At 68.2% G+C, this 23,328-nt stretch carries 26 protein-coding genes; 17 read left to right on the forward strand and 9 right to left on the reverse strand.

Annotated features, from left to right (window positions below; all coding sequences use genetic code 11):
- Window positions 1-7: 7 nt before the first annotated feature.
- Window positions 8-1,261 carry a styrene monooxygenase/indole monooxygenase family protein gene (locus tag OG747_RS29705; RefSeq protein ID WP_405882441.1) on the forward strand — a complete coding sequence of 418 codons (1,254 nt, stop codon included), beginning with the start codon at window positions 8-10 and terminating at the stop codon, window positions 1,259-1,261.
- A 1,536-nt stretch (window positions 1,262-2,797) separates the two neighbouring features.
- On the opposite strand, the gene OG747_RS29710 is transcribed toward OG747_RS29705, so the two are convergent.
- Window positions 2,798-3,034 carry a hypothetical protein gene (locus OG747_RS29710; RefSeq protein ID WP_405882442.1) on the reverse strand — a complete coding sequence of 79 codons (237 nt, stop codon included), beginning with the start codon at window positions 3,032-3,034 and terminating at the stop codon, window positions 2,798-2,800.
- A 202-nt stretch (window positions 3,035-3,236) separates the two neighbouring features.
- Between OG747_RS29710 and OG747_RS29715 the strand changes: the two genes are divergently transcribed.
- Together OG747_RS29715 and OG747_RS29720 are read left to right on the forward strand one after the other, a co-directional pair.
- Window positions 3,237-3,728, forward strand: coding sequence for a nucleoside-diphosphate kinase (locus OG747_RS29715; protein ID WP_364559788.1), 492 nt, complete (start codon window positions 3,237-3,239; stop codon window positions 3,726-3,728).
- A gap of 35 nt (window positions 3,729-3,763) precedes the next feature.
- The gene (locus tag OG747_RS29720; RefSeq protein ID WP_364559785.1) at window positions 3,764-4,066 is read left to right on the forward strand and encodes a hypothetical protein; all 303 of its coding nucleotides are present in this window, start codon (window positions 3,764-3,766) and stop codon (window positions 4,064-4,066) included.
- 52 nt (window positions 4,067-4,118) lie between these two features.
- On the opposite strand, the gene OG747_RS29725 is transcribed toward OG747_RS29720, so the two are convergent.
- Both OG747_RS29725 and OG747_RS29730 read right to left on the reverse strand, forming a co-directional pair.
- Window positions 4,119-4,532, reverse strand: coding sequence for an NUDIX hydrolase (locus tag OG747_RS29725; protein ID WP_405882443.1), 414 nt, complete (start codon window positions 4,530-4,532; stop codon window positions 4,119-4,121).
- The gene (locus OG747_RS29730) at window positions 4,529-5,191 is read right to left on the reverse strand and encodes an NUDIX domain-containing protein (RefSeq protein WP_364559779.1); all 663 of its coding nucleotides are present in this window, start codon (window positions 5,189-5,191) and stop codon (window positions 4,529-4,531) included. The genes OG747_RS29725 and OG747_RS29730 overlap by 4 nt, the downstream gene beginning before the upstream one ends.
- Window positions 5,192-6,010: 819 nt before the next feature.
- Here OG747_RS29730 and OG747_RS29735 point away from each other — a divergent pair.
- The 13 genes from OG747_RS29735 (at window position 6,011) to OG747_RS29795 (ending at window position 16,369) form a co-directional block, all read left to right on the forward strand.
- On the forward strand, window positions 6,011-6,175 hold the full coding sequence (locus OG747_RS29735; protein ID WP_405882444.1) for a hypothetical protein: 165 nt from the start codon (window positions 6,011-6,013) through the stop codon (window positions 6,173-6,175).
- A 132-nt stretch (window positions 6,176-6,307) separates the two neighbouring features.
- A complete protein-coding gene (locus OG747_RS29740) occupies window positions 6,308-6,574 on the forward strand; it encodes a DUF6284 family protein (RefSeq protein ID WP_405882445.1) in 267 nt (88 codons plus the stop codon).
- Window positions 6,571-7,020, forward strand: coding sequence for a Pycsar system effector family protein (locus tag OG747_RS29745; protein WP_405882446.1), 450 nt, complete (start codon window positions 6,571-6,573; stop codon window positions 7,018-7,020). Before OG747_RS29740 ends, OG747_RS29745 begins: the two co-directional genes overlap by 4 nt.
- Window positions 7,017-7,889: a protein spdB gene (locus OG747_RS29750; protein WP_405882447.1), complete on the forward strand. Its 873-nt coding sequence runs from the start codon at window positions 7,017-7,019 to the stop codon at window positions 7,887-7,889. The genes OG747_RS29745 and OG747_RS29750 overlap by 4 nt, the downstream gene beginning before the upstream one ends.
- Window positions 7,889-8,074, forward strand: coding sequence for a hypothetical protein (locus OG747_RS29755; RefSeq protein WP_405882448.1), 186 nt, complete (start codon window positions 7,889-7,891; stop codon window positions 8,072-8,074). Before OG747_RS29750 ends, OG747_RS29755 begins: the two co-directional genes overlap by 1 nt.
- Before the next feature lie 2 nt (window positions 8,075-8,076).
- Entirely contained in the window at window positions 8,077-8,394 is a 318-nt protein-coding gene (locus tag OG747_RS29760; protein WP_405882449.1) for a hypothetical protein, read from the forward strand.
- 102 nt (window positions 8,395-8,496) lie between these two features.
- Window positions 8,497-10,614 (forward strand): ATP-binding protein, encoded by a 2,118-nt coding sequence (locus tag OG747_RS29765; RefSeq protein WP_405882450.1) that lies wholly within the window; start codon window positions 8,497-8,499, stop codon window positions 10,612-10,614.
- A 205-nt stretch (window positions 10,615-10,819) separates the two neighbouring features.
- On the forward strand, window positions 10,820-11,302 hold the full coding sequence (locus tag OG747_RS29770) for a hypothetical protein (protein WP_405882451.1): 483 nt from the start codon (window positions 10,820-10,822) through the stop codon (window positions 11,300-11,302).
- 19 nt (window positions 11,303-11,321) lie between these two features.
- Window positions 11,322-11,882, forward strand: coding sequence for a hypothetical protein (locus tag OG747_RS29775; RefSeq protein ID WP_405882452.1), 561 nt, complete (start codon window positions 11,322-11,324; stop codon window positions 11,880-11,882).
- Between the two features lie 151 nt (window positions 11,883-12,033).
- On the forward strand, window positions 12,034-12,876 hold the full coding sequence (locus OG747_RS29780) for a bifunctional DNA primase/polymerase (RefSeq protein WP_405882453.1): 843 nt from the start codon (window positions 12,034-12,036) through the stop codon (window positions 12,874-12,876).
- Window positions 12,869-14,350 carry an ATP-binding protein gene (locus OG747_RS29785; RefSeq protein WP_405882454.1) on the forward strand — a complete coding sequence of 494 codons (1,482 nt, stop codon included), beginning with the start codon at window positions 12,869-12,871 and terminating at the stop codon, window positions 14,348-14,350. Before OG747_RS29780 ends, OG747_RS29785 begins: the two co-directional genes overlap by 8 nt.
- A gap of 445 nt (window positions 14,351-14,795) precedes the next feature.
- Window positions 14,796-15,041 carry a helix-turn-helix domain-containing protein gene (locus OG747_RS29790; protein WP_405882455.1) on the forward strand — a complete coding sequence of 82 codons (246 nt, stop codon included), beginning with the start codon at window positions 14,796-14,798 and terminating at the stop codon, window positions 15,039-15,041.
- 89 nt (window positions 15,042-15,130) lie between these two features.
- A complete protein-coding gene (locus OG747_RS29795; protein WP_405882456.1) occupies window positions 15,131-16,369 on the forward strand; it encodes a tyrosine-type recombinase/integrase in 1,239 nt (412 codons plus the stop codon).
- Window positions 16,370-16,539: 170 nt separating this feature from the next.
- On the opposite strand, the gene OG747_RS29800 is transcribed toward OG747_RS29795, so the two are convergent.
- From OG747_RS29800 to OG747_RS29815, 4 genes are all read right to left on the reverse strand, one after another.
- Window positions 16,540-17,700, reverse strand: coding sequence for an NlpC/P60 family protein (locus tag OG747_RS29800; RefSeq protein WP_405882457.1), 1,161 nt, complete (start codon window positions 17,698-17,700; stop codon window positions 16,540-16,542).
- Between the two features lie 102 nt (window positions 17,701-17,802).
- Window positions 17,803-18,111, reverse strand: coding sequence for a hypothetical protein (locus OG747_RS29805; RefSeq protein ID WP_405882458.1), 309 nt, complete (start codon window positions 18,109-18,111; stop codon window positions 17,803-17,805).
- A 25-nt stretch (window positions 18,112-18,136) separates the two neighbouring features.
- Window positions 18,137-18,862, reverse strand: a complete 726-nt coding sequence (locus OG747_RS29810) for a TetR/AcrR family transcriptional regulator (protein WP_405882459.1) — start codon at window positions 18,860-18,862, stop codon at window positions 18,137-18,139.
- A 206-nt stretch (window positions 18,863-19,068) separates the two neighbouring features.
- Entirely contained in the window at window positions 19,069-19,998 is a 930-nt protein-coding gene (locus tag OG747_RS29815; protein WP_405882460.1) for a diiron oxygenase, read from the reverse strand.
- Window positions 19,999-20,136: 138 nt separating this feature from the next.
- On the opposite strand from OG747_RS29815, the gene OG747_RS29820 reads away from it, so the two are divergent.
- Entirely contained in the window at window positions 20,137-21,243 is a 1,107-nt protein-coding gene (locus tag OG747_RS29820) for a ferritin-like domain-containing protein (protein ID WP_405882461.1), read from the forward strand.
- Between the two features lie 266 nt (window positions 21,244-21,509).
- On the opposite strand, the gene OG747_RS29825 is transcribed toward OG747_RS29820, so the two are convergent.
- Both OG747_RS29825 and OG747_RS29830 read right to left on the reverse strand, forming a co-directional pair.
- The gene (locus OG747_RS29825; RefSeq protein WP_405882462.1) at window positions 21,510-22,286 is read right to left on the reverse strand and encodes a TIGR03943 family putative permease subunit; all 777 of its coding nucleotides are present in this window, start codon (window positions 22,284-22,286) and stop codon (window positions 21,510-21,512) included.
- Window positions 22,283-23,323 (reverse strand): permease, encoded by a 1,041-nt coding sequence (locus OG747_RS29830; RefSeq protein ID WP_405882463.1) that lies wholly within the window; start codon window positions 23,321-23,323, stop codon window positions 22,283-22,285. The genes OG747_RS29825 and OG747_RS29830 overlap by 4 nt, the downstream gene beginning before the upstream one ends.
- Window positions 23,324-23,328: the final 5 nt, after the last annotated feature.

A 23,328-nucleotide genomic window follows, 5' to 3' on the forward strand; every position in this document is an offset into this window, starting at 1 on the left:
GACGCGCATGCGGAAGATACTCGTCGTCGGAGCCGGTCAGTCCGGACTCCAGCTTGCCCTCGGCCTCCAGTCGCACGGGTACGAGGTCACCCTGATGTCGAACCGGACGGCGGACGAGATCCGCACCGGCCGGGTGATGTCCACCCAGTGCATGTTCGACACGGCACTCCAGCACGAGCGTGATCTCCAGTTGAACTTCTGGGAGTCCCAGGCCCCGAAGATCGAGGGACTCGGCGTCTCGGTCGCGGCCCCCGGCTCCTTCGACCCGGGTCCCTCGCAGCGCGCGATCGACTGGGTGGGCCGGCTCGACGGCTACGCGCAGTCGGTCGACCAGCGGGTGAAGATGGCCGGCTGGATGGAGACCTTCGCCCAGCGCGGCGGCCAGCTGGTCATCCACGGCGCCGCGGTCTCCGACCTGGACTACTTCTCCCGTACGTACGACCTGGTCCTGGTCTCGGCCGGCAAGGGCGAACTGGTCTCCATGTTCGGTCGGGACGCCTCCCGTTCCCCGTACGCGTCGCCGCAGCGCGCCCTCGCCGTCGCCTACGTCCACGGCCTGGGCCCGCGCCCCGAGCACTCCGACTACGACGCGGTCCGCTGCAACCTGGTCCCCGGCGTCGGTGAGCTCTTCGTCATGCCCACCCTCACCACGTCCGGCCGCGCGGACATCCTCTTCTGGGAGGGCATACCCGGCGGCCCGGTCGACGCCTTCACCGGCGTCAAGGACCCGGCCGAACACCTCTCCCTGACCCTGGAACTCATGGAGAAGTTCCTGCCGTGGGAGTACGCCCGGGCCACCAAGGTCGAACTCACCGACGAGGGCGGCACCCTGTCCGGGCGTTACGCCCCCACCGTCCGCAACCCGATCGGCCGCCTCCCCGGCGGCGGCCTGGTCCTGGGCGTCGCCGACGTGGTCGTCGCCAACGACCCGATCACCGGCCAGGGCTCCAACTCCGCCTCCAAGTGCGCGGCGGCGTACCTCGGTGCGATCCTCGAGCACGAGGACAAGGAGTTCGACGAGGCGTGGATGCGGTCCGCGTTCGACCGGTACTGGGACACGGCCCAGCACGTGACGAAGTGGACGAACGCCATGCTGGGCGTGCCGCCGGAGCACGTCCTGAACCTGATCGGCGCGGCTGGTCAGATCCCGGCGGTGGCCCATCGTTTCGCCAACGGCTTCAACGACCCGGCGGACTTCGAGAACTTCTTCTATGAGCCGGAGAAGACGGAGGCGTACCTCGCCTCGGTCGCCGGAGCCTGATGAGGTCCTGACCAGCGGTCCGGCGGTCGTCATTGGTTGTTGTCGGCCGTCGTGGGCCGTCCTCGGACGGCCCACAGACGGCCCAGCATTTTTCGCACCGCAGGTGGTGGGTATCCCCACAGCCCAGTGGGGATGCCCACCACGATGTCGAGCCGTACGTCTCATCGGCTGATGAACCAGCCGCCGTACGTGCCTGGGGCAGTGATGGTGGCACTGTCTGCGGTGGTGGTCACGTCGGCCCCTCTCTAGGGCTGGCAGGCAACGGTAGTTGCTTTCGAAAGGTTGCGCCAAACACGCGTTCGAGTGGCAAGTTGCGGATGCGGAGGCGCGGTTGGCTAGGCGGGTATGGGCTAGCCCTGGGTCAGCGCCCGCGTCATGCGCGGAGTAAGCCGCTGCTAGGCGTGTCGCCTCGGCGCGTTGACCTCGCTCTTTGCGGGCTGCGCCCTATGAGTGCACGCGCCGCACCAGTCTGCATTTGCGGCACGTGTGCTTTCGTGTGCGACACGCGGGCCCTAGGCGAATTTACGCGTCAATCCCCACATCTAGTGGTTGGATTGCTGTAGCAGCCCAGAAGTTGTGGTCCCCCGGGTCCTTGGGGTACGTGAACTGGCCTATGCTTGGGGCTGCTTCCTTCCGGAGGTCCCGCCCGAGATTTTCGCCTCGGCGTGAGGCGAAGTCCTGAGCAGCAGCTCAGGGCCCCTACTGGGATCGAAGGGAGGGGTACCAGGTGGCCCAGGAGTCTTCTCCGGGTGATCACTGTGCACGGTGCGAGCAGCGCCTGTCGATAAGGCAGGCGATGGTCGACTGGATGCCGGTGATCATCGCGGTCATCACGGTGGTGCGGTCGTTCTGGTCTTGACCAGAAGAGAGTTCCGGACGTGTGCGGCACGGGCAGCAGTGAGCCCGGCCGAGTGCAAGACGGCCGGGCTCGTGACTGCGGCACCCTTGAGGGGCCTGACGCTGGTTGCACAGCGTTGGGCCCTTCTTGGCCTCTCCCAGCTCGTCGAGGTTCAGTGAGCCTTGGCGAGTCTCGGTGAGGCTTAGTGCGTTCACTGCATCGTAAGCCATCGGCATGTCTTGGCAATGCATCGGGCTGCACTGTCAGATATCGAATTGGACGACGAGAGCGGCGAGTCAGGATCGTCGTACTGTGGCCACTCGGCCTGCCGATGCTAGCGGTGATGACGCTAACGTTAGCAGCGTCGCTAGCGGACAAAACCTGACCTGAGCAGCATGTTAGCGGTTAGCGTCCGATCTGCGCAGCCCTAAAAGTCGGCTCGATGTGACCACTTGGAAGCCTGCTGCCGGAGCGCTATCGGTGGGGGCCGGCCGTGGGGTCCGTTAGCCGCCCTGGGAAGGCTCGAAGGACCGCCCTCCGGGCGGGCGACCCTCGTCCGCCCTCCCTTCGTGCGTCCATCGAGTCGTGGGCGACTGCGAGCGCTGAGCTGTCGAAGAGACCGCCTCTCGGACGGCCGCGTACGGCGATGAACGAGACGGAAGCTGAGACGGAGCGAGGACGCCAGGGCTCGGCTCAGTTCACGTGCGGGGTACGACTCCGACGAACTCCGCCCCCTTGTGGTTGCCCATGATGAAGGCGAAGCCGTGCCCGTCGCCGCACACAAGATCGACGCGGAGGTATCCGCCACGGGTCCCCAGCGGGCTCTCGTAGTCGTCTCGGTCGGGCTGCACGGTCACCGCCTCATGGTCGCCAGTGACGTCCGCTCGTTCGACCGCGCCGTCGCCGCAGGCCGGACACTTGAGCTGCCATTGCATGTTCCATGAACCGCCAGCACTCTCCGCCGGTACCAAGATTTCCGCGTGAGACATGGGCATAGCGCTTCCTCCATTGCGAGCAGGCTCTGAGGCGGATCACTAACTGGAGACGCTACGCTGCAGGTTGGAGCCATGAGAGGGCTAGCGCCAAAGAGCGTCGGACTGTCATTGCATCGTAGATCCAGGAGAGGAGCCCAACCCGGTGGCTGTCGAACGAACTCTCGTCCTGTTTAAGCCTGACGCCGTGGCACGAGGCCTGGCGGGCAGGATCCTGCAGCGGTTTGAAGATGCTGGCCTCAAGGTGGTCGGCGTCAAAATGAAGCAGATGGACGCAGAGTTCACCCGGAAGCACTACTTCGATCTGGAGGAGCGGTTCGGGAAGAGCGTCTACGAAGCAACCGCGGAATTTATGCAACGTGCCCCTGTCATCGCCCTCGTACTTGAGGGGGTTGAGGCCGTTCCTAGCGTGAGGCGGATCGTAGGAAATACGTTCCCTAACGAGGCTCCAATCGGAACGATCCGTGGCGACTTTGCACACACCTCCAAGGCGCATTCCGAGGCTGAGGGTAAGGTAGTGGCTAACTTGATCCATGCCTCGGGTAACTCAGACGAGGCTAAGTATGAGGTTGACCTTTGGTTCTCCTCGGATGAACTTTTCGCATATGAAACTCTCGCCGAGCGGTTTACGTTCTAGTGTTATCAAAAACAACCCAGGGAGATGGGGCAGCAGTGACTCACGTCGAAAAGCTCGATGAGCTGGTGGCGGAATTCGAGAGGCGTCGCAACATTGGCGATGACCGTGGATCAGCGGAGTATTCCTACGTGATCGTTGAGCGACTTCGCTCAGAGGGTAGGCTTGCTGAAGCGCGCGGTTATGCCGAGGAATGCCTCAAAATTTCCCAACGGTTGCCCTCGGATACCCTGGAGGCGGTCTCGGTTGACAAGCTGTCGCTTGGGGGAGTCCCGCTGCCCGAGAAGTTCCATGACGGGGTAGTCCAAATGAAGTTTGCGGGACTGCTAGAGTTTCGCTGAGGTCAGAAAAATAGGGCGCCCTGTAGGGAGTACAGGGCGCCCTATTTGGTTACTACTTGAGCTTTGTGTTTAGGTAATCTTGTACCGGCTCAAAGAACGGGTACGGGACGTACTCGTTGAGCAGAGCATGGTCGCACCATGCGAGTTCAGCAAGTTCTTCGGTGTCGACTACCTGCGCAGTCTGATCCCCGTTCAGTTCACAGGCGACGTAGACCATGGTTCGACCGGTGTTTGGGTGCACTCGCTCCCCGAGAACTCGGATCGCTGAGACCTCAACGCCGACCTCTTCCCGCGTCTCCCTCACTGCGGCCTCGTCGCCTCGTTCTCCCTTTTCCACTTCACCGGCAGGAAATTGCCACGAGAGTTTCCCCTCTTTCACGCGGCGGCGGACCATTAGCACGCGCCCCTCAGAGGCGATAATGGCCGCAGCAATTGGAGCGGACTCGTTCTTTTCTTCTTCTGTCATGTTAATCCTTTCAGGACTCGCAGAACGGGAGGGAAAATGGTGTCGGTTGCAATAAAATTGGTGACATCCTTCGCAGGTGACCAGAGTACGCTGATGTTCTCCTCTTCATCGCGATTCTCTGCCCCACCAGTTAGGTAGTCACACAAGAAATACTCGCAACGCACCTTCGAGAGTGGGTGGATCCTGTCTCCCAAACTCTCTCGAATCTTGCAGTGTACGCCCGTCTCAGCGAGTGTTTCACGCACGGCAGTATTTGCTGCGGCGGCTCCGGGCTTAACAATGCCGGCCGGAAATTGCCATGAAATGCCACTCGGTTCGGAATCTCGACGACAGACCAATAAGACACTGGTCTCATGTAGAACGACCGCAATTGCAGCAGTCAGGCGAACTGCTGCTTCCTTCGCGGTCTCGATGTCGTCGGCGTCTGCCTCTTGCAATCGACGTGCGAAGCGCACTTTCGCAGACTGGGGCGCTTGCTCAAAGAGCGTATCGAGCGCCTGTTGTAGCTCATTGCGCAGAATTGTGTCTGCCTTTTCATGCCATGCGGCTACGGTTCGGCGAGCGACGCCAAGTCGAGAGGCTAGCTCGTCGTGGCTCATGCGTAGCGCGAACTGCAGAGCAGTCGCATGACGGCCCGTCCACTGGTCGACCACATCCATCGGCGACGCCCCCGTACAACACGCGATTGTGGAGTAGTGGAGTCTAGCGAGCGGCTCTGACCGCTTAAAGATGGCTGGTGAGCCACAGGTTGGCCTGAAGGCACGCGAAGTGCACTGTCGTTGCACCGTGGTTGCACCTGCACCTCGTCGTCTTCGCCCCTGGATCGATGTTGACTTGAGGCATCGAGAGAGGAGGTCACCCACCGTGGTGGGAGCCGCGCCGAGGGCGGGCCGCTTGCCACTTCCGGATCGAGTCCGGCTGCCACACCGGTGATCGGCCAAACATCCGGTCGGCTGCGGGCGCCTGACCACGAGACACATATGCGTTCCACGTAGCGCGGCTGATCGGGGCGCCGGCCTGTTTCAGGAAGGCGAGCACGTCAGCCGTCGTCCACCAGTCATCTGGCAGTGGCCCCTCGGGCTGCTCGCTGGTCGTCGTCTCAGACATCGGAACAAGCCTACGGGAGCGCAGGCCTTGCGGGAATACAACATCAAGTTGTAGCTTCCTGGCATCGAGTACAACACGAGCTTGTATTCGACGCCCTGGGTGCCTGTTACTTGACAACTCAACAGAGTGCCGGCCCAGCCACCTGAACTCGGGTGGTCGATGGGTGCGGGTCATCATCCCGACCGCCCATGTCGGGCCGGATGACCTGCCCGGATCTGCCCCACGGGGTGGTGACTGGCATTGCCTGATCTGAGCTCCGCAGCACCTTCGCGAGGGTCAGCCCCTCGCCTCCGTCTGCTTAGTGGCCCAACGCCGCTGAACGACACCACCGACCGACCGCTGCACATCTGGCACGCACAGAGGAGAAGCACATGAGCGACAGCGAGAGCGGCGCCGTCTTCAACTTCGGCGACAGCGACATCACGTTCGGCGGATCCGTGGTCCTGGGTGACCAGGTGGCCGTGTCCGGCGGCGTCGTCCACGGCGACGTGGTCATGGGCTCCAGCAGCAAGACCGAGAACACCGACGACGAGTAGGACCCGTACTCGCCCCACCACCACGCCGCGTGTAGCCCACACGGCCTTCCACCATCAACGAGACGCCCCCCGGAGTAGCCGCTCCGGGGGGCGCTTTCGGGCCGTACCACCGACTAGGGAGAACACGACCCAATGAAGGACATCGTCACTGTTCAGGAAGCTGTTACCGCGTTCGCTGACTGGAACGAGCCGACGGACGCGGAACTCGCCGCGATCGAGTCGGAGCTCCCGCTGATCCTGGCGGACGTCGACCTGATCGACGCGCAGATCATCGCCATGGACCACACCCCGAACGAGGTCGACACCCGCCGTGTCCGCCGCGCCCTCGCGCGGGTGCTCACCGAGTGGCGGATCCTCGCCAACCGCACCGCCGACGAGGCGACCGGGGGCGCGGCATGAGCGCCACCACGGGTCAGAGCCTCACGGCCGCACACGCGGAGGTGAAGGCGGAGATCGCCCGCACCGACACGAAGACTGGTCTGTTGCTGGCGTTCGTCGGCGCCGTCCTCGCCGGGACGTGGACCGTCGGGCACGACCTCCCCCTGACCCGCCCCGCCCTCGCGGCCGGCATCGCGGGTATGGGGCTGCTGGTCGTCGCGGCGGGTCTGCTGCTGCGGTCGGTCCGCCCGAACCTGCGCGGCCGGCACGGCTTCCCGCTGTGGGCGACCCTCACGGCCGAGGAGATCCCCGGCGCCCTCTCGGCCGATCTCGCCGCCGACATCGCCGGACTCGCGCGGCTCGCGGTCGCCAAGTTCACCTGCCTGCGCCGCGCCATCGATCTCACCTACGCCGTCGGCGCCCTGCTCATCCTCGCCGCCCTGCTCACCCTCGGAGGTGCGGTATGAACGGCAGGACCACCAAGACCGTGCTTCCCGCCGTCGCGATGACGGCGGTGTCCATGGTGCTCACTCTGGCCGTGGTGGTGATGTGGCTGGGCACGGCGATGCCGTGGCCGGTCGCCCTGGTCGTCGGTCTCGGCATCGACGGCGGATGGCTGGCCACCCTCGCCTACGAACGCCGCCTCGCCGCCCAGGGCGACCACAGCCACGCGGTCACCGGTGTCGGCTGGTCCTTCGGCCTGATCGCCGCCGGCGTCCTGATCGCCCACGCGCTCACCGCCGAGGCGTCTGCCGGCGCGTGGCTGGCCGTGGCCTGGCTGCCCATCGCTGCCAAGGCACTGTGGCTGGTCCACGGACTGTGGGAGCGGACCGCACTCACCCCGAACGCGCTCGGGGCGATCCGCGGAATCCAGCAAGAGGCCCGCGACGAAGCGGCCGTGGCCCGCGCCCGCCTGCGGGCCGAAGCCACCACGGAGGAGACCCGGCTGACGGCCGTGACGCAGGCCGGCGCCCGCGTCGCACGCGTCCAGGCCAAAACCGCACAGACCCTCTCCCGGGCCTGGTCGACGCTGGAGACCGCACGCGACGGCGAGGACACCAGCAGGGCACTGACCAGCGTGACGAACCGCGTCACACCCGACGTCACACCCCGCTGGCAACTGCCCGTCTGGGGACCCACCGAACCGGTATCCACGTTCACGCTGGACGCGGCACCCTCCCTCACGAACGAAGCGCTCGACGCGCTGGTCGACGAGATCCGCCACAGCGAAACCCCCGCCCTCTCATACCGCGAGATGGCCAGCCGCTTCCGCTCGGCCGGCCACTCCGCATCCGAAGTACGGCTGCGGGCGGCGTGGAAGCGCGTGGTCGCCTGATGAGCATCCGCCGCGAGACCGCCGCCGACGACTGCGCCCGCACCGTAGGCCTGATGGCCGCACTCGGCGACTCCCTGCCCCCCGACCGCGAGCCGGACCAGTTCGAACAGACCATCGCTCGCGCCCTGTACGCCAACCGGTGCGACCAGCCGCCCGCCGGCCACACCTACCCCAGGAGGGGATGACCATGGCCAACTCCGACATCCGCCGTCTGGACCGCGAGATCCAGCAGACACAGAAGAAGCTGGAAGCCGTCCGCCGGGGCGAGTGGTGGCCGCTGAACGGCTCGGAGCGCCGCGCTATGGCCCGCGCGCTGGCCGGCGGCGCCTACCGCGCCTCCCGCGGCCGCAGCACGTGCCGTGCCGAGGAGCAGATGGACAGCACGGGTTCGGCGGCTGAGATGCGGCTGAACGCGGAGCTGACCGCCCTGCACGGCGAGCGCCAGCGCCTCATCACTGAGGCCGCCCGCGCCAAGGCCGCGAAGAAGTCTTCCCGCTGGTTCTGACCAGCCTGCACAACCCGCCGGGGTGACCGCCCCCTGCCACACGGCCACCCCGGCGCCCTCCACAACTCCCGCCCCGAAGGGGCAGTCAGGAGAAATCTCAGCATGTCTGAGAACGTCGTTCACCTCCACAAGCCCACCGACCCCCCGACCGACGACCCGGCGCCCACGGTGCTGACCGTCGTGCCCGATGCCCCGCCGGCGCCCGCGGTGCCGCTGTGGGTGCGCTCCGGACGCGCCGTCAAGACCGCGGTCACGCACGAGACCACCAAGACAACCGCCCGCGCCATCGCCCGGCACGGCCTCTACACGTTCAACGGGGGCCGGATCGTGGCCCGCCGCACCTGGGACGGCAAGACCGGAGCCCGCTACGAGCGCATGATCCGCGCCGCCGAAGCCGCGGGGAACCTGGAAGCGGCCGAGGAGTGGGAGGAGCGGTTGCAGCGCTTCCGCGCCGCCCGCCACCACCGCCGCATGGACCTGCTCCACTCGCCCGTAGAGGCCGCCAAGGGCCTCGCGGTCGGCACCGGGGTGAGCATCGGGGTCCTGGTCGCCCTCGGGGTCGTCATGGCCATCAACAACCACGACGTCACCGACGTCATCACCCCACTCCGGGCGACCATCGACTTCATCGCCCTGCTCATCCGGATCGTGCAGGTCGTCTGGGGACCGGCCCTCACGATCGGCCCGTTCCTCGCCCTGCTCGCCCTGTGGACCGTCGGCAGCAAGCAGCAAGCCGCACCCCAGTGGGCCCTGCCCGCCAACGTCCGTTCCGGTGAGGGCGAGCCGATCACCCCGTCCATCGTGGTCAAGGCCCTGCGCGACCTGGGAATACCCGCGCTGCGCAACGCCATCAAGGAGATGGGCGACGCCGGCGCCTCGATGCTCGGTCCGATCCGGATCGCCGGATACGGCGTGGAAGTCGACGTCACCCTGCCCTCGGGGGTGTCGACGAACGAGGTGCAGGGCAAGCGGCGCAAGCTCGCAGAGAACCTGACCCGGCACGAGCACGAGGTGTTCATCACCATCCCCGAGGCCGCCCGCACGGTCCGCCTGTGGGTCGCCGACTCGGGGGCCTTGGACCAGCCGATCGGCCCGTCCCCGCTGGTCACCGACGAAACGATGACCGCCGACTACACCAAGGGCCGCGCCCCCTGGGGTCAGGACCTGCGCGGCGACGCCGCCGCGCTGAGCGTCTACCAGCGCCACCTGCTCATCACCGGTCTGTCGAACCAGGGCAAGACCGCCGCCCTGCGCTCGATCGCCCTGTGGCTCTCCCTGGACCGGTCGGTCGAGTTCTGGATGGGCGACCTCAAGGGCGTGGGCGACTGGGCCATGTTCGACGGGCTCGCCACCCGCCTCATCCAGGGGCCTACCGATGACCACGTCATCCAGGTCACCGAGATGGTGGAAGACGCCGTTGAGGAGATGAACCGCCGCATCCAGGCGCCGCCCGGAACAACGTTCCCGCCGCTCATCGTCATCGTGGACGAGGCGCAGGTCGCGTTCATGTGTCCGGTCAAGGACGAGGACAAGCGGCCCTACGGCGGCTCCAGCTCGACCTCCCGGTACTTCATGGCCGCGCGGAAGATCCACAACCAGGGGCGGGCCGTGAACGTGCTGCTGTGGCAGGGCACGCAGGACCCGACTGATCAGAACCTTCCCAAGCTGGTCCGCGAGGGCGCCCACACCCGCGCCTCGCTCGCCCTGGGCACCGAGTCGCAGGCCCGTATGGCCCTGGGGGACAAGGCCGTTGACGGCGGCGCCGCGCCGAACCTGCTGCGCCCGGGGCTGGACCAGGGCACCTTGGTCGTCGCCTCGGACGGCATCGAGATTCCCAAGGGGCAGTCGTCCATCACGGTGCGCACGCACTACATCAGCACCGACGATGCGAAGGAGATCGCGGCCCGCGCCAAGGCAATGCGTGACGGGGTCACCACCCTGCACGTCATCGAGCGGGGCGAGGAACGCGACCCGCTCGTCGACATCGCCGCCGTGGTCGGCGACGCGCCCCGAGTGCGTACAAAGGACGTCCTGGCCCGGCTCGCCACCCTGAACGCTGACGCCTACGGCGGCTGGTCGTTCATCGACCTCAAGCGCGTCCTGGACGACGCCGACGCGGAGCCGTACAAGTCCGACGGCGTCATGGTCGTCAGCCGCGACCGCCTCACCCGCGCCCTCGCCAACCGCGACACAGAAGGTTCCGCTTCCGCCGACGGATGACAGGGAGCCGACCCCCGACGGGTCAGGGAGGCAGGGAGAACTCCCTGAACCCCTCCCTGACCCGCCTCCCTGCCCCTGAGCTGCACGAATGATCCATCAGGGAGGCAGGGAGGCCCGCAGGTCAGACCCCCGAAAACCCCCTCCACACGCCCCCCCGCAAGGGGGTGTCCCCGCCTCCCTGAACCGTTCCGAGAAGGGATTCCGGATGTACCCCGAGAACATCGGCCACCTGCCCGCCGAACGGGCCGTGACCATCCACCAGCCCCAGCCCCAGCCCCTCGCCCCTTACGACCTTGCCGCGCCGGTGGCCATGGACCCGTACACCGAGCGTCAGCCGGTGGTGTGGGTGCCCGACGCCTACGGCCGCTTGGTCCCCATGCCCAAGCACCTCGCCCCGCCCGCCGTCGTCGCCCCCGCGCCCCGAGACCTGACCCCGCTCCCGCTCCTTGACCCCGTCGCGCAGCGCCTCATGGGCGCCGGCATCGGTGGCGGCGCCCTGTCCGCCGGGGCCGGATACGGCATCGGCGAAGTCATCAACGCCGCCGCCGGCTTCAGTGGCGGGGCACTGATCTGGATCGCCCTCGTCGTCCTCGCCCTGCGCACCCCCGCCCGCGCCATCACCGGCGGCAAGGGCAGCACGGTCAACATCCGCAAAGCCGTCATCAAGCGCAGCCACTTCCACGGCTGAACACCCCCGGAGGAGAACCGTGTTCGACATCCGCATCATCTGCGACCCCGCCGACGAGCAGGCCATCACCCGCGCGTTGACCGCCGCGTTCGACTGCGACCCCATCCAGCGCCGCCCCGCCCACAACGGCCACCGCGTCCGCCTCTACACCAAAGCCTTCCACCCCGACCCCGCCGCGCTGCTCAACGACGCCCCCGAGGCGACCGAGGCGGGGCCGACAGCATGGCCCACGCCGGAAGACGCCTACGCCACCGCCCCCGGCATCACCTACGAGATCGCATGGACTGCTTCCACCGCCAGGACGCTCGCCAAGAACCCGCACCGGGGCGACGTGGACCGTGAGTACTGGCTGCGCAAAGCCGCCCTGCTGGACCGCATCGCGCTGGAGTACGCGGCCGACGGCGTCCGCAACGGAACCGACGAGATCGCGGCCAACGCCGCTCGCCGGCTCATCGAGGTCGACCAGGACAGCGAGGGCGACCACAGCGGCGCCCCGTACTGGCCGGATCATCCGGCCACGCTCGCCCACCCGCGCGGCTACGTCCGCCAGGAATACGCCGTCTGGGCCGAGAACCAGTAGCTACGCCAAGGGCGGCCCCCGTCTCGCCAAAGTCCGGGACCGCCCTTGCCAACCAGCACCCAACCCAGGAACTGGAGACAACCAGCATGACCCAACCGAACGAAATCCGGCGAGCCCTCGCCACCCTCGCCCCCCGGCTGGAGGTGGCGGCGTGAGCGAGCACTTGCGCACCGCGCTCAGCCTCGCGGCCCACGGCGTGCCCCCGTTGCCGTTACGGGCTGGGAAGGTGCCGTTCGGGAACTGCCCGGCCTGCGCCAAGAACGCCTGTGGGGGCCGGCCGAACATGAAGACCCCCGGCCCCTGCACCTGCCCGGCGCCATGCCACGGCTGGGCCGCCGCCACCACCGACCGCAGCGTCATCAACGCACCGACGTGGGCGCGAGCGTGGCGGGAAGCCGCTGGGGTGGCGTACCACCCCGGCGGCGCCGGTCTCACCGTGGTGGATCTCGACAACGCCGACGCCATCGCGTGGGCCCATGCGAGCCTGCCCGTCACCCGGACCGTGCCGACGACACGGGGTGAGCACTGGCTCTACCAGGGCGTCATGCAGTCCGCCAACGCCGTACGGCCCGGCGTGGACGTCAAGTCGTCCATGCAGTACGCCCGGTGGCTCGGGCCCGGCACCGGAACCATGACGGCCCTGCCGGACGTCGTGCGCTCCTTGGCCGCGAAGGAGCCGGCCACGGTCCGACCGGTGGCCGTCACGGTGCCCGCGCCGGTCGGGGGCGGCGCGTGCCCGCACCGCACGCCCACCTACCTCGATCGCGGCATCGCCATGGCGGAGCAACGCATCACCGATGCCCGTGAGGCGGTGCACGCCACCGTCTACCGAACGTTCCTCGCTGTGCTGTCCACGCACGGCCGGTGCGGCTGCCTCACCGACGCCCACACCGCGCGGCTGTTCACCGCCGCACAGGCCAAGGGCGAGTCGCCCCGGCACTGCACCGACGCGTGGACCAACGCCCTGACCACGTTGGGACTGAGCCATGTCTGAGGACGAGAAGAACCCCGCCCGCGAAGTCATCGCGGACTACGCACAGTCCCACTTCCGGTACTTCCGCACCGCCGACGGGACCGTGTACGCGCAGAAGAACGGCCACCCCGTGGCCCGCCCGATGCGCTCGCAGGGCACCACGGGCAGCCACCGGCAGGAACTCATGGTCGGCCTGTTCAAGGACGGGCGCGGCGTGTTCAACGGGTCGGCGATGAAGGAGGCGTTGGACTTGATCGAAGCCCTCGCGTTGGACGCGGACACGCACGCCGTGCACATCCGTGTCGCTCCCGGTTTCGACGGGGCGACGTGGCTGGACTTGGGCCGCGATGACGGGAAGTCCGTCCGTATCCACCCCACCGGCTGGGAAGTCCTCGTCCCCGACCCGCGTGAGGTGTGCTGGCGGCGCACGCAGCTCACCGGGGAACTTCCCCTGCCGGCCAAGGACACCGACGGCAAGGGCATCGACCTGCTGATGCGGCTGTGCAACTTCGCCAACGCCGAAACCGAATGCCTGGCCATCGCTTGGCTGATCGGTTGTCTCGGGCCGTCCGTGCCGGTACCGGCACCGTTCCTCACCGGGCCGCAGGGGGCGGGGAAGTCGACCGGAGGCCGGATGCTCACCCGGATCATCGAGGGGATGAGCGGTGACCTGCGACGAGCGCCGAAGGACGAGGAGAACCTCATTGCGGCGGTGGCAGCGGGATGGATCACCGCGCTGGACAACCTGTCGCACATGACGCCGGATCTGTCGGACGCGATGTGCTGCATCGTGACCGGAGCCGAGAGCGTCAAGCGCGCCCTGTTCACCGACGGAGACGTGTTCCGCGTCGGCTACCGCCGCCCCCTGCTCCTCACCGGCATCGACGTCGGCGTCATCCGCCCCGACCTAGCGGAGAGGCTCCTGCCTCTGCGTATGGAGCGGCCCCGCGTCCGCCGCACCGAAGCCGAACTCTGGGCGGACTACGCGGAAGTCCTGCCCGTGGTCCTCGGCTCGCTCCTCGACCTTACGGTCAAGGTCCGCGCGGTGGACGCGGAGACCCCCACCGACCTGCGGATGGCGGACTTCGCGCACCTGTGCGCGCAGTTCGACGCAGCAACCGGCCTCGGAGCGCTCCCCGCATACCGGGCCAGTCTGGACGACCTGAACGACGACGTGATCGAGGGTGACCTCCTCGCGCAAACCGTCCTCAGGCACGCCGACACCATCGAGCCGGGCGCGGCGCAGCAGATGACCTCCACCGAGTGGCTGTCCTGCCTCAGCCGCCTCTACAGCGGCGAGGACGGCCGTCCCCTGCCCAAGGGATGGCCGACCACGGGCAAAGTCCTCTCCGACCGCCTCAAGCGCCTCCAACCGACGCTGGCGGCCCGGGGTGTCCTCATCGACTCGGGCCGCACCAAGGCGGGCCGCTACCTCGAAATGACCCGCACGGTCGTCCTAACCCTGCCTCCCCACGAGCAGACGCGGGCGTTCTGATCCGCGATCCGCACGCTCAAGCGAACAGCAAGAGGAGCACGTGCTCCTCTTGCTGTTCGGCGGAACGCCGCCCCAAGGTCGCGCCGCGCAGCGGCCCCTTCTTCGCTCTGTGAGGCGCACCGAACTACAACAGGCAGCCCCTTCTTTGTCCTAAGAGGGAAGACGCTGCGTCACCTGCGTCACCCGGCTCGGAAAACGGCCGCTGACCTGCGACAACAGCGATGACGCAGACGGCTGGCTCTGCGTCATCCTGCGTCACCTGCGTCACCCGGTGACGCAGCCGATGACGCAGCGGTGACGCAGCCCACATCCTCCGCGTCACCCAAAACAGCAGGTCAGAGCCTCAAGTGACGCTGATGACGCGGTGACGCAGAAATCCGAACCTCGGACAGAAGCGCACCGAGAGAAGCCCCCGAGCCATCCCGACTCGATGCCGAGGCCCCTTATGAGCCGATCCCATCCCGCTCAACCCGACCCCCGAAGGACCCTCCGTAGCGCCTTGCCCGATCGGTACCTCACACCCGACGACATCGCCGAGATGTTCGAGGTGCCCATCGAGACCGTCTACCAGTGGCGCAAGAAGCGGACCGGCCCGCCCGGCTTCCGCATCGGCAAACACCTCCGATACGACCCCGCCGACGTCCGCGCCTACGTCAGCGAACGCAAGAGCGCCGACCAGGCCGCCGCCTGACGGCACCAGACACCGCACCACACCGCTTCCCAAGGGAGGGCCACACCCGTGGCCCTCGCTTCTCCATGCCCAGAAGGGAACGCCACCGCATGGCAGGTCACATCCAAGACCGCTGGTACAAGACCGAGACCACGCCCGCCGGCAAGACCGGCAAGGTCAAATCCGACCGCTACGGGACCGGCCTGCGCTACCGCGCCCGGTACATCGGCCCCGACGGCACCGAGAAGTCCAAGAGCTTCCGGGATGGACAGAAACGCCTCGCCGAACAGTGGTTGAAGGACATCGAGGCGGACATGTCGAGTGGTCAGTACGTCGACCCGCGCGCGGCCAAGATGACGTTCCAGCAGTACACCGAGAAGTGGCTCAAGACGCTCGGGGCGGACCCGAACACCATCGAGTCCATGAACTCCCAACTCCGGCTGCACGCCTTCCCGCACATCGGCTCTCGCCCGCTCGGGTCGTTCAAGCCGGAGCACATCCGTGAGTGGGTGGCAGCGCTCGAAGGAAGCGTGCCCGGCTCGTACGGCCGGATCATTTACGCAAACGTACGCGCCGCCCTGAGTGCCGCCGTGGACGACGGCTACCTGAGCCGCAACCCCGTATCCGCGCGTTCCGTGAAGCCGCCGGCGCTTGACCCCCGGCGAGTGGTCCCGTGGACCGCGGGGCGGGTGTTCGGGGTACAGGCAGCGATGCCTGAGCGATACCGGGCGATGGTCGACCTCGGGGCGGGCTGCGGCATGCGGCAGGGGGAAATCCTGGGGGTAGCTGTAGACGCGATCGACTTCGACTCCGACACCCTTCACGTGGTCCAGCAGCTCAAGCTCAGCCGGAGTAAGCCCGTGTTCGCCCTACCCAAGGGCGGCAAGACGCGGGACGTGCCGCTTCCCGGGCCCGTGGCCGACGCACTGCGGGCCCACATGAAGCAATTCCCGCCGGTTGAGATCACGCTGCCCTGGAAGACGGTCGACGGTCCGAAGGTGACCAAGCGACTCATCTTCACCGCACTGCGCGGCAGCCATGTGTGGCGCACCTCCTTGAACCAGGAAGCGTGGAAACCCGCTCTCGTCGCGGCGGGAGTCATTCCCGAACCTGAAACCAAGGAGGAGGGTTACGCCGCCGCGCGCGAGCACGGCATGCACGCGCTGAGGCACTTCTACGCGTCGGCACTGTTGGACGGCGGGGAGAACATCAAGGCGGTCAGTGAGTACCTGGGACACAGCAATGCAGCGCTGACGCTCCGGATCTACGCTCATCTCATGCCGAGCAGTCAGGAGCGCACGCGCACAGCGATCACGACCGTCTACGACGAGGCCCAACGCCCGGTCTGACGGCCCAGGGACGGCCCACGGCTCCTTTCGGGCAAGCTGGTTGGGGAGAACCAGCAGGTAGTGAGCCCGCGAGGCCGTGGGATGACTTCTCTGAGCCGGAGAAGACGGAGGCGTACCTCGCCTCGGTGACCGGGGCCTGAGCCCCGGTCCCTCCGGGTGCGCTGCCCGGTCTACTTCGGGTGCGGGGCGGTCGTGGCCGGTCGCGCGATTCCCCGTGCCCCTGGAGAGGCAGTCTTCTTGAACCCCTCCGAGAGGCTCGGCGGTGTGTAGTGGCGCAGGGGACTGCCGGTCGGATCCGGGCGGACGGCGCCCAGCAGGGGGTTGGCGGCGATGGGGGAGACCTTGATGTTCGTTCCCGGTCTCGGGGCCTGCACGACCATTCCGTCCCCCACGTACAGGGCGACATGCGTGGCCTCGGGGAAGTAGACGACCAGGTCCCCGGGGCGCAGCTCGCTCAGTGGAATCCGGGGGAGCTGGGCCCATTGCTGCTGGCTGGTGCGGGGGATGGGGTGGCCGGCGTGGTCCCAGGCCTGGGAGGTCAGCCCCGAGCAGTCGTACGAGGCCGGTCCCACGGCCCCCCACTCGTACGGCTTCCCGAGCTGCCGTACGGCGTACCGGACCGCCTCCTCGCCTTCCCGCGAGGGCGGCCGCGCACTGCTCGGCGCCCCCGAGGTCACCGGCTTCTGCTGGGTCTCGGCCAGCCCGGACTTCTCCAGCCGGGCCAGCTTGGCCAGCTGTTCGGCGCTGAGTGAGGCAAGCAGCTCCTCGACCGACTTCAGCCGCCCGCCCACCTCGTCCCGCTCCTTGTGCTGCCGCTCCGCGAGGGTGAGTTGACCGTCGAGGGCCTTGCGGGCCTCGCGCGCCAGCGCATCGGTCTCCTTCTCCTGCTTCACCAGCCGGTCCACGGTCTCGACCCGCTCCCGGGACAACTGCCCGATCACATGCCCCTCGTCCAGCGCGTGCTGCGGATCACGGGCGAGCAGCAGCCGTACGTACGACGAGATCTCGCCGCTGTTCTGATACTGCTGCCGGGCGAGCCGCCCCGCCTCGTCGCGGCTGTCGTGCAGCGCCAGGCGGGCCTTGGTGAGATTCCGGTTGAGCCGGTCGACCTCGGCCCGCTGCTTCTTCAGCTTCTCCTCGGTGGCGTTGTACGTCTCGGTGGCGCGCTCGGCGTCCCGGTGCAGCCGCTGAAAGTCCGTCAGCAACTCGGCCACGGAACGTCCTTCGGGCCCGGGATCCGGGACGGCCACCGCAGGCGCGGTCGCGGGCACGAGCAGTGCCCCGGCCGTCACCGCGGCCGTACAGACCAGGCGCAGAAGCCTTCCTGACACGTCATCACCTCCGGTGCTGTGGTGGTATCTCCACCTCGCACCGGCAGGATCAGGGCAGCGCATCCCGAGAGCGCGCCGACTGGCCGCCTTGGCCCAAGAAGGTCACTCGTCGGCGTGGGACTCCGGCGTGGCTCCCTCGCCCTTGGCGCCCGGCTTGGACCAGGGCCACTTCCGCCCGCCGCTCCCCGCGTCGCCCGAGGGGTCGTACGCGTACTTCCACCCCTGATGGAGCCCCAGCTTGCTCACCCGCGCCTGGACCCGCCGATAGACGAGCACGGTCGGCGGCCCGCCCTCGGCGTCCGGAACCGGAACCCGGTACACCTTCGGCGGGTGTCCGGTCAGGCCGAGCAGGACGGGCAGCACACGCCCGTCCAGCGGGCCGCCCTCGAAGGGGGTGTCTTCGCTCTTCACGCCACCAGTGTCACAAACACACCCGTCACAGCAGCCGCGCGGCGTCACCGATCACCGGAAGAACCGCCCGGGCCAGCCCACCCACGGCCCCTTCCCTCGCCTCCAGGGCGAGCGCGGCCCGCACCACCTCCGCGGTCTGCGGATCACGCCCGGCACTGACCACGACCATCGCCACGAACTGCTCCACGAGCCAGTCCCGCAGCTCGTCCAACGGCGGCTCCTTGCCCCCGTCCAGCCAGCTCAGCGAGGCACCCTCCACAGCCGTGATCCACATCCGTACGGTCATCCGCAGCCGCCGCCCCGGATCCTTCACGCCCACATGATCCAGAATGTGCTCCGCCGCGGCCCGCCGCACGCCGTCCACTATGGCCGTCGTCCGGGACGTCTCGACGACACTCCCCCCCTGAAGCAACGCGGTGAACCCCGCGTCGTGCTGGTCGACGAACGCCAGATACCGGTCGAGAGCCCTGGACAGCCGCTCGCTCAGCGGCCCCTGTGGTGGCTCCGCGAAGCAGTGCTCCAGCTCCTGCGCGGCGGACCGCAGGGCGGCCTCGTACAGCTGCTGCTTGCCGCCCGGGAAGTACCGGTACACGAGCGGCCGCGACACCCCGGCCGCCTCCGCCACGTCATCGAGCGAGACCTCCTCGGGAGCCCGGTGCGCGAAGAGGGACAGCGCCGCCTCGAGGAGCTGCGAGCGCCGCTCCTCGACACTCAGCCGGCGGTATGCGGGGGTGGGAGCCTGCGAGGTCATATCGGCAGCGTAACGGCCGGGACACAAGCCTCCGCTCAACCGCAGCCGCGTACGCACGGAAGGGGTCGTGGCGGTACGTCGCAAGCCCGTCGCTCACGTTCGGATCGAGCAGCGGCTCGCTTGCCCGGCCCACGCCTGATCCGGCGGCGACGGGCTCGACGTACCGCCACGCCCCCGACCCGCCACCGGCACCCGGCGTCGCGCCCTCAGGCCAGCAGCCCCGACGACTTCCACAGCCGCCGCCCGACCCCCCGCAGCACACCGATGTCGTCCAGGAAGTCGGTCAACCGCTTCGCCCCGGTCTGCATGACCTCCCGCCGATGCCCGCTCGCCCGCACCTGTGCCACGGCTTCCCGCTGGTCGAGGCCCACGTTCGAGTAGACCTCCGGGTTGATGAAGGCGACCGAGAAGACCCGTGCGAACTCCCCCGACGTCACCCTCGTGAACTCCTGCGACCACCGCGGCGCCATCACCATCTGCCGCCGCAGCTCCTCCCGCGCGTACCGCACGTGCCGCGCCTCCTCCACCACGTGGATGCGCGTGACCCCGCGTATCAGCGTCTGCACCCGCTCGTCCGGGAAGGTCAGCCGCTGCATCCAGTCCAGGATCTCCTCGCCGAGCAACGTCGCGGTGAAGGACCCGGGCGTGGTCGAGATGGTCTTGAAGACCCGCCCCAGATTCAGGTGCGCCCGGCTCACCGGGTAGTACGGCGTGCCACCGCGCGAGATCAGCCGGGCGAACATCTTCGAGTGCCGGCACTCGTCCTCGATCTCGGTCAGCGCATAGCGCACATGCGCACTCGTCGCCGCCTTGTCGTAGATGTGCCGCACCAGCAGCTGCATCAAGATGATCTCGAACCAGATGCCCAGGGAGGCGAGCGCCGCGGCCTCGTGCCGCGAGAGCAGCAGCCGCTGCTCCTCGCCCATCCGCTGCCACAGCGGGGTGTCGTACAGCGACACCAGCTCCGGCGGCCAGAACCACTTGCCGTCCTCGAGCGGCGCGTCCCAGTCCAGCTCCTTGTCCGGGTCGAAGGAGTGCTTGGCGGCAGAGTCGAGCAGCCGCGCGGCGACCTGCTCCCGGTCCTTGAGCAGACCGAGCGCATCGCGCAGCACATCCACTTCCGTCACCGTCGTCATGACTGTTCCCACCTCGTCGTACGGGATCTACAAGGGTTACCGTCGGTCAGCACTTATGAGACTGCTTGTCAGCAAGCCCGTCAATCCCCTGCGCGCGACTTGTTGACGACACGTCTACCCCATGTGAGCCTGCGAGGTATGCCGACGAATGAGCTGTACGCCAAGGACCCGGGAGACCCCCTCTGGCAGATACCGGCCTCAGGGGCGGCACGGTTCAGCTGGGAGTACGAAGACGGTCGCGAACGCCTCCTCGCCCTGTACCAGAAGGGCAAGGACAAACAGTGGGACGGCCGGAAAAGAATCGACTGGACCCTCGAAGTCGACCCCTACGACCCGCTCGGCACCCCCGAAGAGGCGATGACCCTCTACGGGACCCCGTACTGGGCGAAAATGACCGACCGGGACAAGGGCGAGCTGCGCCGGCACTTCGCGTCCTGGCAGTTCAGCCAGTTCCTGCACGGCGAACAGGGGGCGATGGTCTGCGCGGCACGGATCGTCGAATCGGTCCCCGACCTCGACGCGAAGTTCTACTCGGCCACCCAGACCATGGACGAGGCCCGCCACGCGGAAATCTACGCACGCTTCCTGCAGGAAAAGATCGGCATGCTGTATCCGATCAACGACAACCTCCAGTCCCTCCTCGGCGACACCCTCCGGGACTCCCGCTGGGACATGCCGTACCTCGGAATGCAGGTCCTCATAGAAGGCCTGGCCCTGGCCGCCTTCGGCATGATCCGCGACACCACCGACAAGCCCCTCCCGAAACAGATCCTCGCGTACGTGATGCAGGACGAGGCCCGCCACGTCGCCTTCGGTCGGATGGCGCTGCGCGACTACTACAAACAGCTCTCCGACGCGGAACTCCGCGAACGGGAGGAATTCGTCATCGAGGGCTGCTATTTGATGCGGGACCGGCTGCGCGGCGTAGAGGTCCTGGAAAACTTCGGCATCCCCAAGGCCGAGGCAGAGGAATACAGCGAGCGGTCCGAATTCCTCCGCCTCTTCCGCCGGTTGCTCTTCAGCCGGATCGTTCCCTGCGTCAAGGACATCGGCCTGTGGGGCGAACGCCTCCAGCAGGCGTACGTCGACATGGGCGTCTTCGAGATGGGCAACTCCAACCTCGACCTGCTGATGGCCGAGGACGAGGAGATCGCGGAGCGGTTGGACAAGGAGCGGTTCGCGACGGAGGAAAGGGAACGCGTGGCGGAAGTCGAGGAAATGATCGACAGAGGGGCGACCTCGTAGACCCCCCGCGACCTCGTAGAACAGCACCGCCCCACCACTCCGGTGGAACCGTACCCTCCCCACCACGCCGAACGACATGATCGACCCATGACGTCCACCCCGCACCCCCCGCCTTCGGACCGTCCCGCCGCCCGTCGGGGCCTGGAGGGCCTGGCCCTCGGCGACGCCTTCGGCGAACGCTGGTTCCCGCTCTTCCGGGACCGCACCCAGGCGTACGAGGAGATCCGCGCCCGGTGCACCCGGCGCCGCCTAGGCCACCCTCGTCGTCAGTTGTTCCAGCTCTCGTCGTACGGGTCGTGCGGGGTCGGGACCGGCTTGGCCTCGGTGATGTCGAGGAACGGGATGCGGCCCTCGTTGACGGGGTCCTTGGTCTGCTTGGCGGTGTAGGTGCCGGTGACCTGGAGCCAGGTGTCGGGCTGCAGGACGGGCGGGATGTGGCCGGTCAGGCCGATCTTGACCGGCTGGGCGTCGGCGGCGCAGCAGTTGAGGGCCATCCGGACCAGGTAGGGGGTGCCGTCCTTGGCGAGGGCGACGAAGCCGGTGACCTCGACCCGCCGGTGGGCCAGGGTGCGGCCGTGGTCGTAGGCGGCGCGGCCCGCGTAGTCGACGACGCCCAGCGGGAGCGGGTCGGTGGCCGGCAGGGACGGGTAGGCGAGGGGCGCCTGCAGGGCCGTACCGGCGTGCATGGCGCTGTAGGAGCCCAGCGCGGGCGGGGCGACCAGGATGAGGGCGAAGAGGGGGAGGACGAGGAGCCAGGCGATACGGGGTTCCCGGTGGGCGTGCCCGTGTCCGTGCCCGTCGTCGCCTTCCCCGGCCACGTTCCCGTGCCCGTGTCCGTCGTGGTCCTCAGCCTGTGAAGCCTTCGCGCCCCGCCGCTCGTACCACACCGTGGCCAGCGCCGCCACGATCAGTACGACCCCGGCGGCCAGCAGCAGCGGCCGCAACCCCGCCTTGACGTATCGCAGGTAGAGGTCGGTGAACCCGGCGTGCAGGACCGCCGCGCCGACGAGGAACAGGACCGCCGCCTGTGCCTGCCGGTTCACAGCAGTACCGTCCCGACCAGGACCGAGCCGAGGATGGCCAGGGCGAAGGTGGCGGGCGCGAACCGCAGGGCGAACCCGCGGCCGAACGTGCCCGCCTGCATGGCGAAGAGTTTCAGGTCGATCATGGGTCCCACCACGAGGAAGGCCAGCCGCGCCGTCAGCGAGAACTGGGTCAGCGAGGAGACGACGAACGCGTCGGCCTCGGAGCAGATGGACAGCAGCACGGCGAGGACCGCCAGGGCGAGGATCGCCACCACGGGGTTGGCCGCGGCGGCGTGCAGCCAGGTCGCCGGTACGACGGCCTTGAGTGTGGCCGCCGCCATCGCCCCGATGACGAGGAACCCGCCGGCGTGCATCACATCGTGCCGCACGGACCCCCAGAACGCGGCCCCCTTGCCGAGCCCCTCGTGCGAGGGCCGGGCCGGCGGCCGCAGCCAGTCGGCGCGCCCCAGCCGCTGCCACAGCCACCCCATCGCGCAGGCCACGAGCAGGCTCGCCACGAACCGGGCGAGGACCATCTCGGGATTGCGGGGGAACGCGACGGCGGTGGCCGTCAGCACGATCGGGTTGATGGCGGGCGCCGACAGCAGGAACGCCAGCGCCGCCGCGGGCGTGACCCCCCGCCGTACCAGCGCCCCCGCCACCGGCACGGACGCGCACTCGCAGCCCGGCAGCACCGCCCCGGCCAACCCCGCGACGGGCACGGCCAGTGCGGGCCGCTTCGGCAGCGCCCGGGCGAAGAAAGTCGGCGGCACGAACACCGCGATGACCGCCGACAGCAGCACACCGAGCACGAGGAAGGGCAGCGCCTGGACGACCACCGCGACGAACACGGTCATCCAGCTCTGCATCACCGGCGCGGACAGCGCCCGGCGGACCGGCCCCTGTGCCACCACCAGTACGAGCAGCAGCATGATCAGGACGAGCGGCGAGTTGAACTGCCAGCCCTGGGATGCGGCCGCCTGCTCCCGTGGACCGTCCGGTGCGTCCGCGTCGCGGTGGTCGGCCCCGGGCGGGGCCGCTTTGGTGATGCTCACGGGCG

This window comes from Streptomyces sp. NBC_01384 (assembly GCF_045040035.1).
Taxonomy (GTDB): Bacteria; Actinomycetota; Actinomycetes; order Streptomycetales; family Streptomycetaceae; genus Streptomyces.

Bases quoted from the DNA above. Each gene is read 5' to 3' on its own strand.
- OG747_RS29755 (WP_405882448.1), top strand. From the start codon at position 7,889: ATGAGCATCCGCCGCGAGACCGCCGCCGACGACTGCGCCCGCACCGTA.
- OG747_RS29705 (WP_405882441.1), top strand. From the start codon at position 8: ATGCGGAAGATACTCGTCGTCGGAGCCGGTCAGTCCGGACTCCAGCTT.
- OG747_RS29740 (WP_405882445.1), top strand. From the start codon at position 6,308: ATGAAGGACATCGTCACTGTTCAGGAAGCTGTTACCGCGTTCGCTGAC.
- OG747_RS29770 (WP_405882451.1), top strand. From the start codon at position 10,820: ATGTACCCCGAGAACATCGGCCACCTGCCCGCCGAACGGGCCGTGACC.
- OG747_RS29730 (WP_364559779.1), bottom strand. From the start codon at position 5,191: ATGGATGTGGTCGACCAGTGGACGGGCCGTCATGCGACTGCTCTGCAG.
- OG747_RS29750 (WP_405882447.1), top strand. From the start codon at position 7,017: ATGAACGGCAGGACCACCAAGACCGTGCTTCCCGCCGTCGCGATGACG.
- OG747_RS29735 (WP_405882444.1), top strand. From the start codon at position 6,011: ATGAGCGACAGCGAGAGCGGCGCCGTCTTCAACTTCGGCGACAGCGAC.
- OG747_RS29765 (WP_405882450.1), top strand. From the start codon at position 8,497: ATGTCTGAGAACGTCGTTCACCTCCACAAGCCCACCGACCCCCCGACC.
- OG747_RS29810 (WP_405882459.1), bottom strand. From the start codon at position 18,862: ATGACCTCGCAGGCTCCCACCCCCGCATACCGCCGGCTGAGTGTCGAG.
- OG747_RS29785 (WP_405882454.1), top strand. From the start codon at position 12,869: ATGTCTGAGGACGAGAAGAACCCCGCCCGCGAAGTCATCGCGGACTAC.
- OG747_RS29815 (WP_405882460.1), bottom strand. From the start codon at position 19,998: ATGACGACGGTGACGGAAGTGGATGTGCTGCGCGATGCGCTCGGTCTG.
- OG747_RS29745 (WP_405882446.1), top strand. From the start codon at position 6,571: ATGAGCGCCACCACGGGTCAGAGCCTCACGGCCGCACACGCGGAGGTG.
- OG747_RS29790 (WP_405882455.1), top strand. From the start codon at position 14,796: ATGAGCCGATCCCATCCCGCTCAACCCGACCCCCGAAGGACCCTCCGT.
- OG747_RS29795 (WP_405882456.1), top strand. From the start codon at position 15,131: ATGGCAGGTCACATCCAAGACCGCTGGTACAAGACCGAGACCACGCCC.
- OG747_RS29760 (WP_405882449.1), top strand. From the start codon at position 8,077: ATGGCCAACTCCGACATCCGCCGTCTGGACCGCGAGATCCAGCAGACA.
- OG747_RS29820 (WP_405882461.1), top strand. From the start codon at position 20,137: ATGCCGACGAATGAGCTGTACGCCAAGGACCCGGGAGACCCCCTCTGG.
- OG747_RS29725 (WP_405882443.1), bottom strand. From the start codon at position 4,532: ATGACAGAAGAAGAAAAGAACGAGTCCGCTCCAATTGCTGCGGCCATT.
- OG747_RS29710 (WP_405882442.1), bottom strand. From the start codon at position 3,034: ATGCAATGGCAGCTCAAGTGTCCGGCCTGCGGCGACGGCGCGGTCGAA.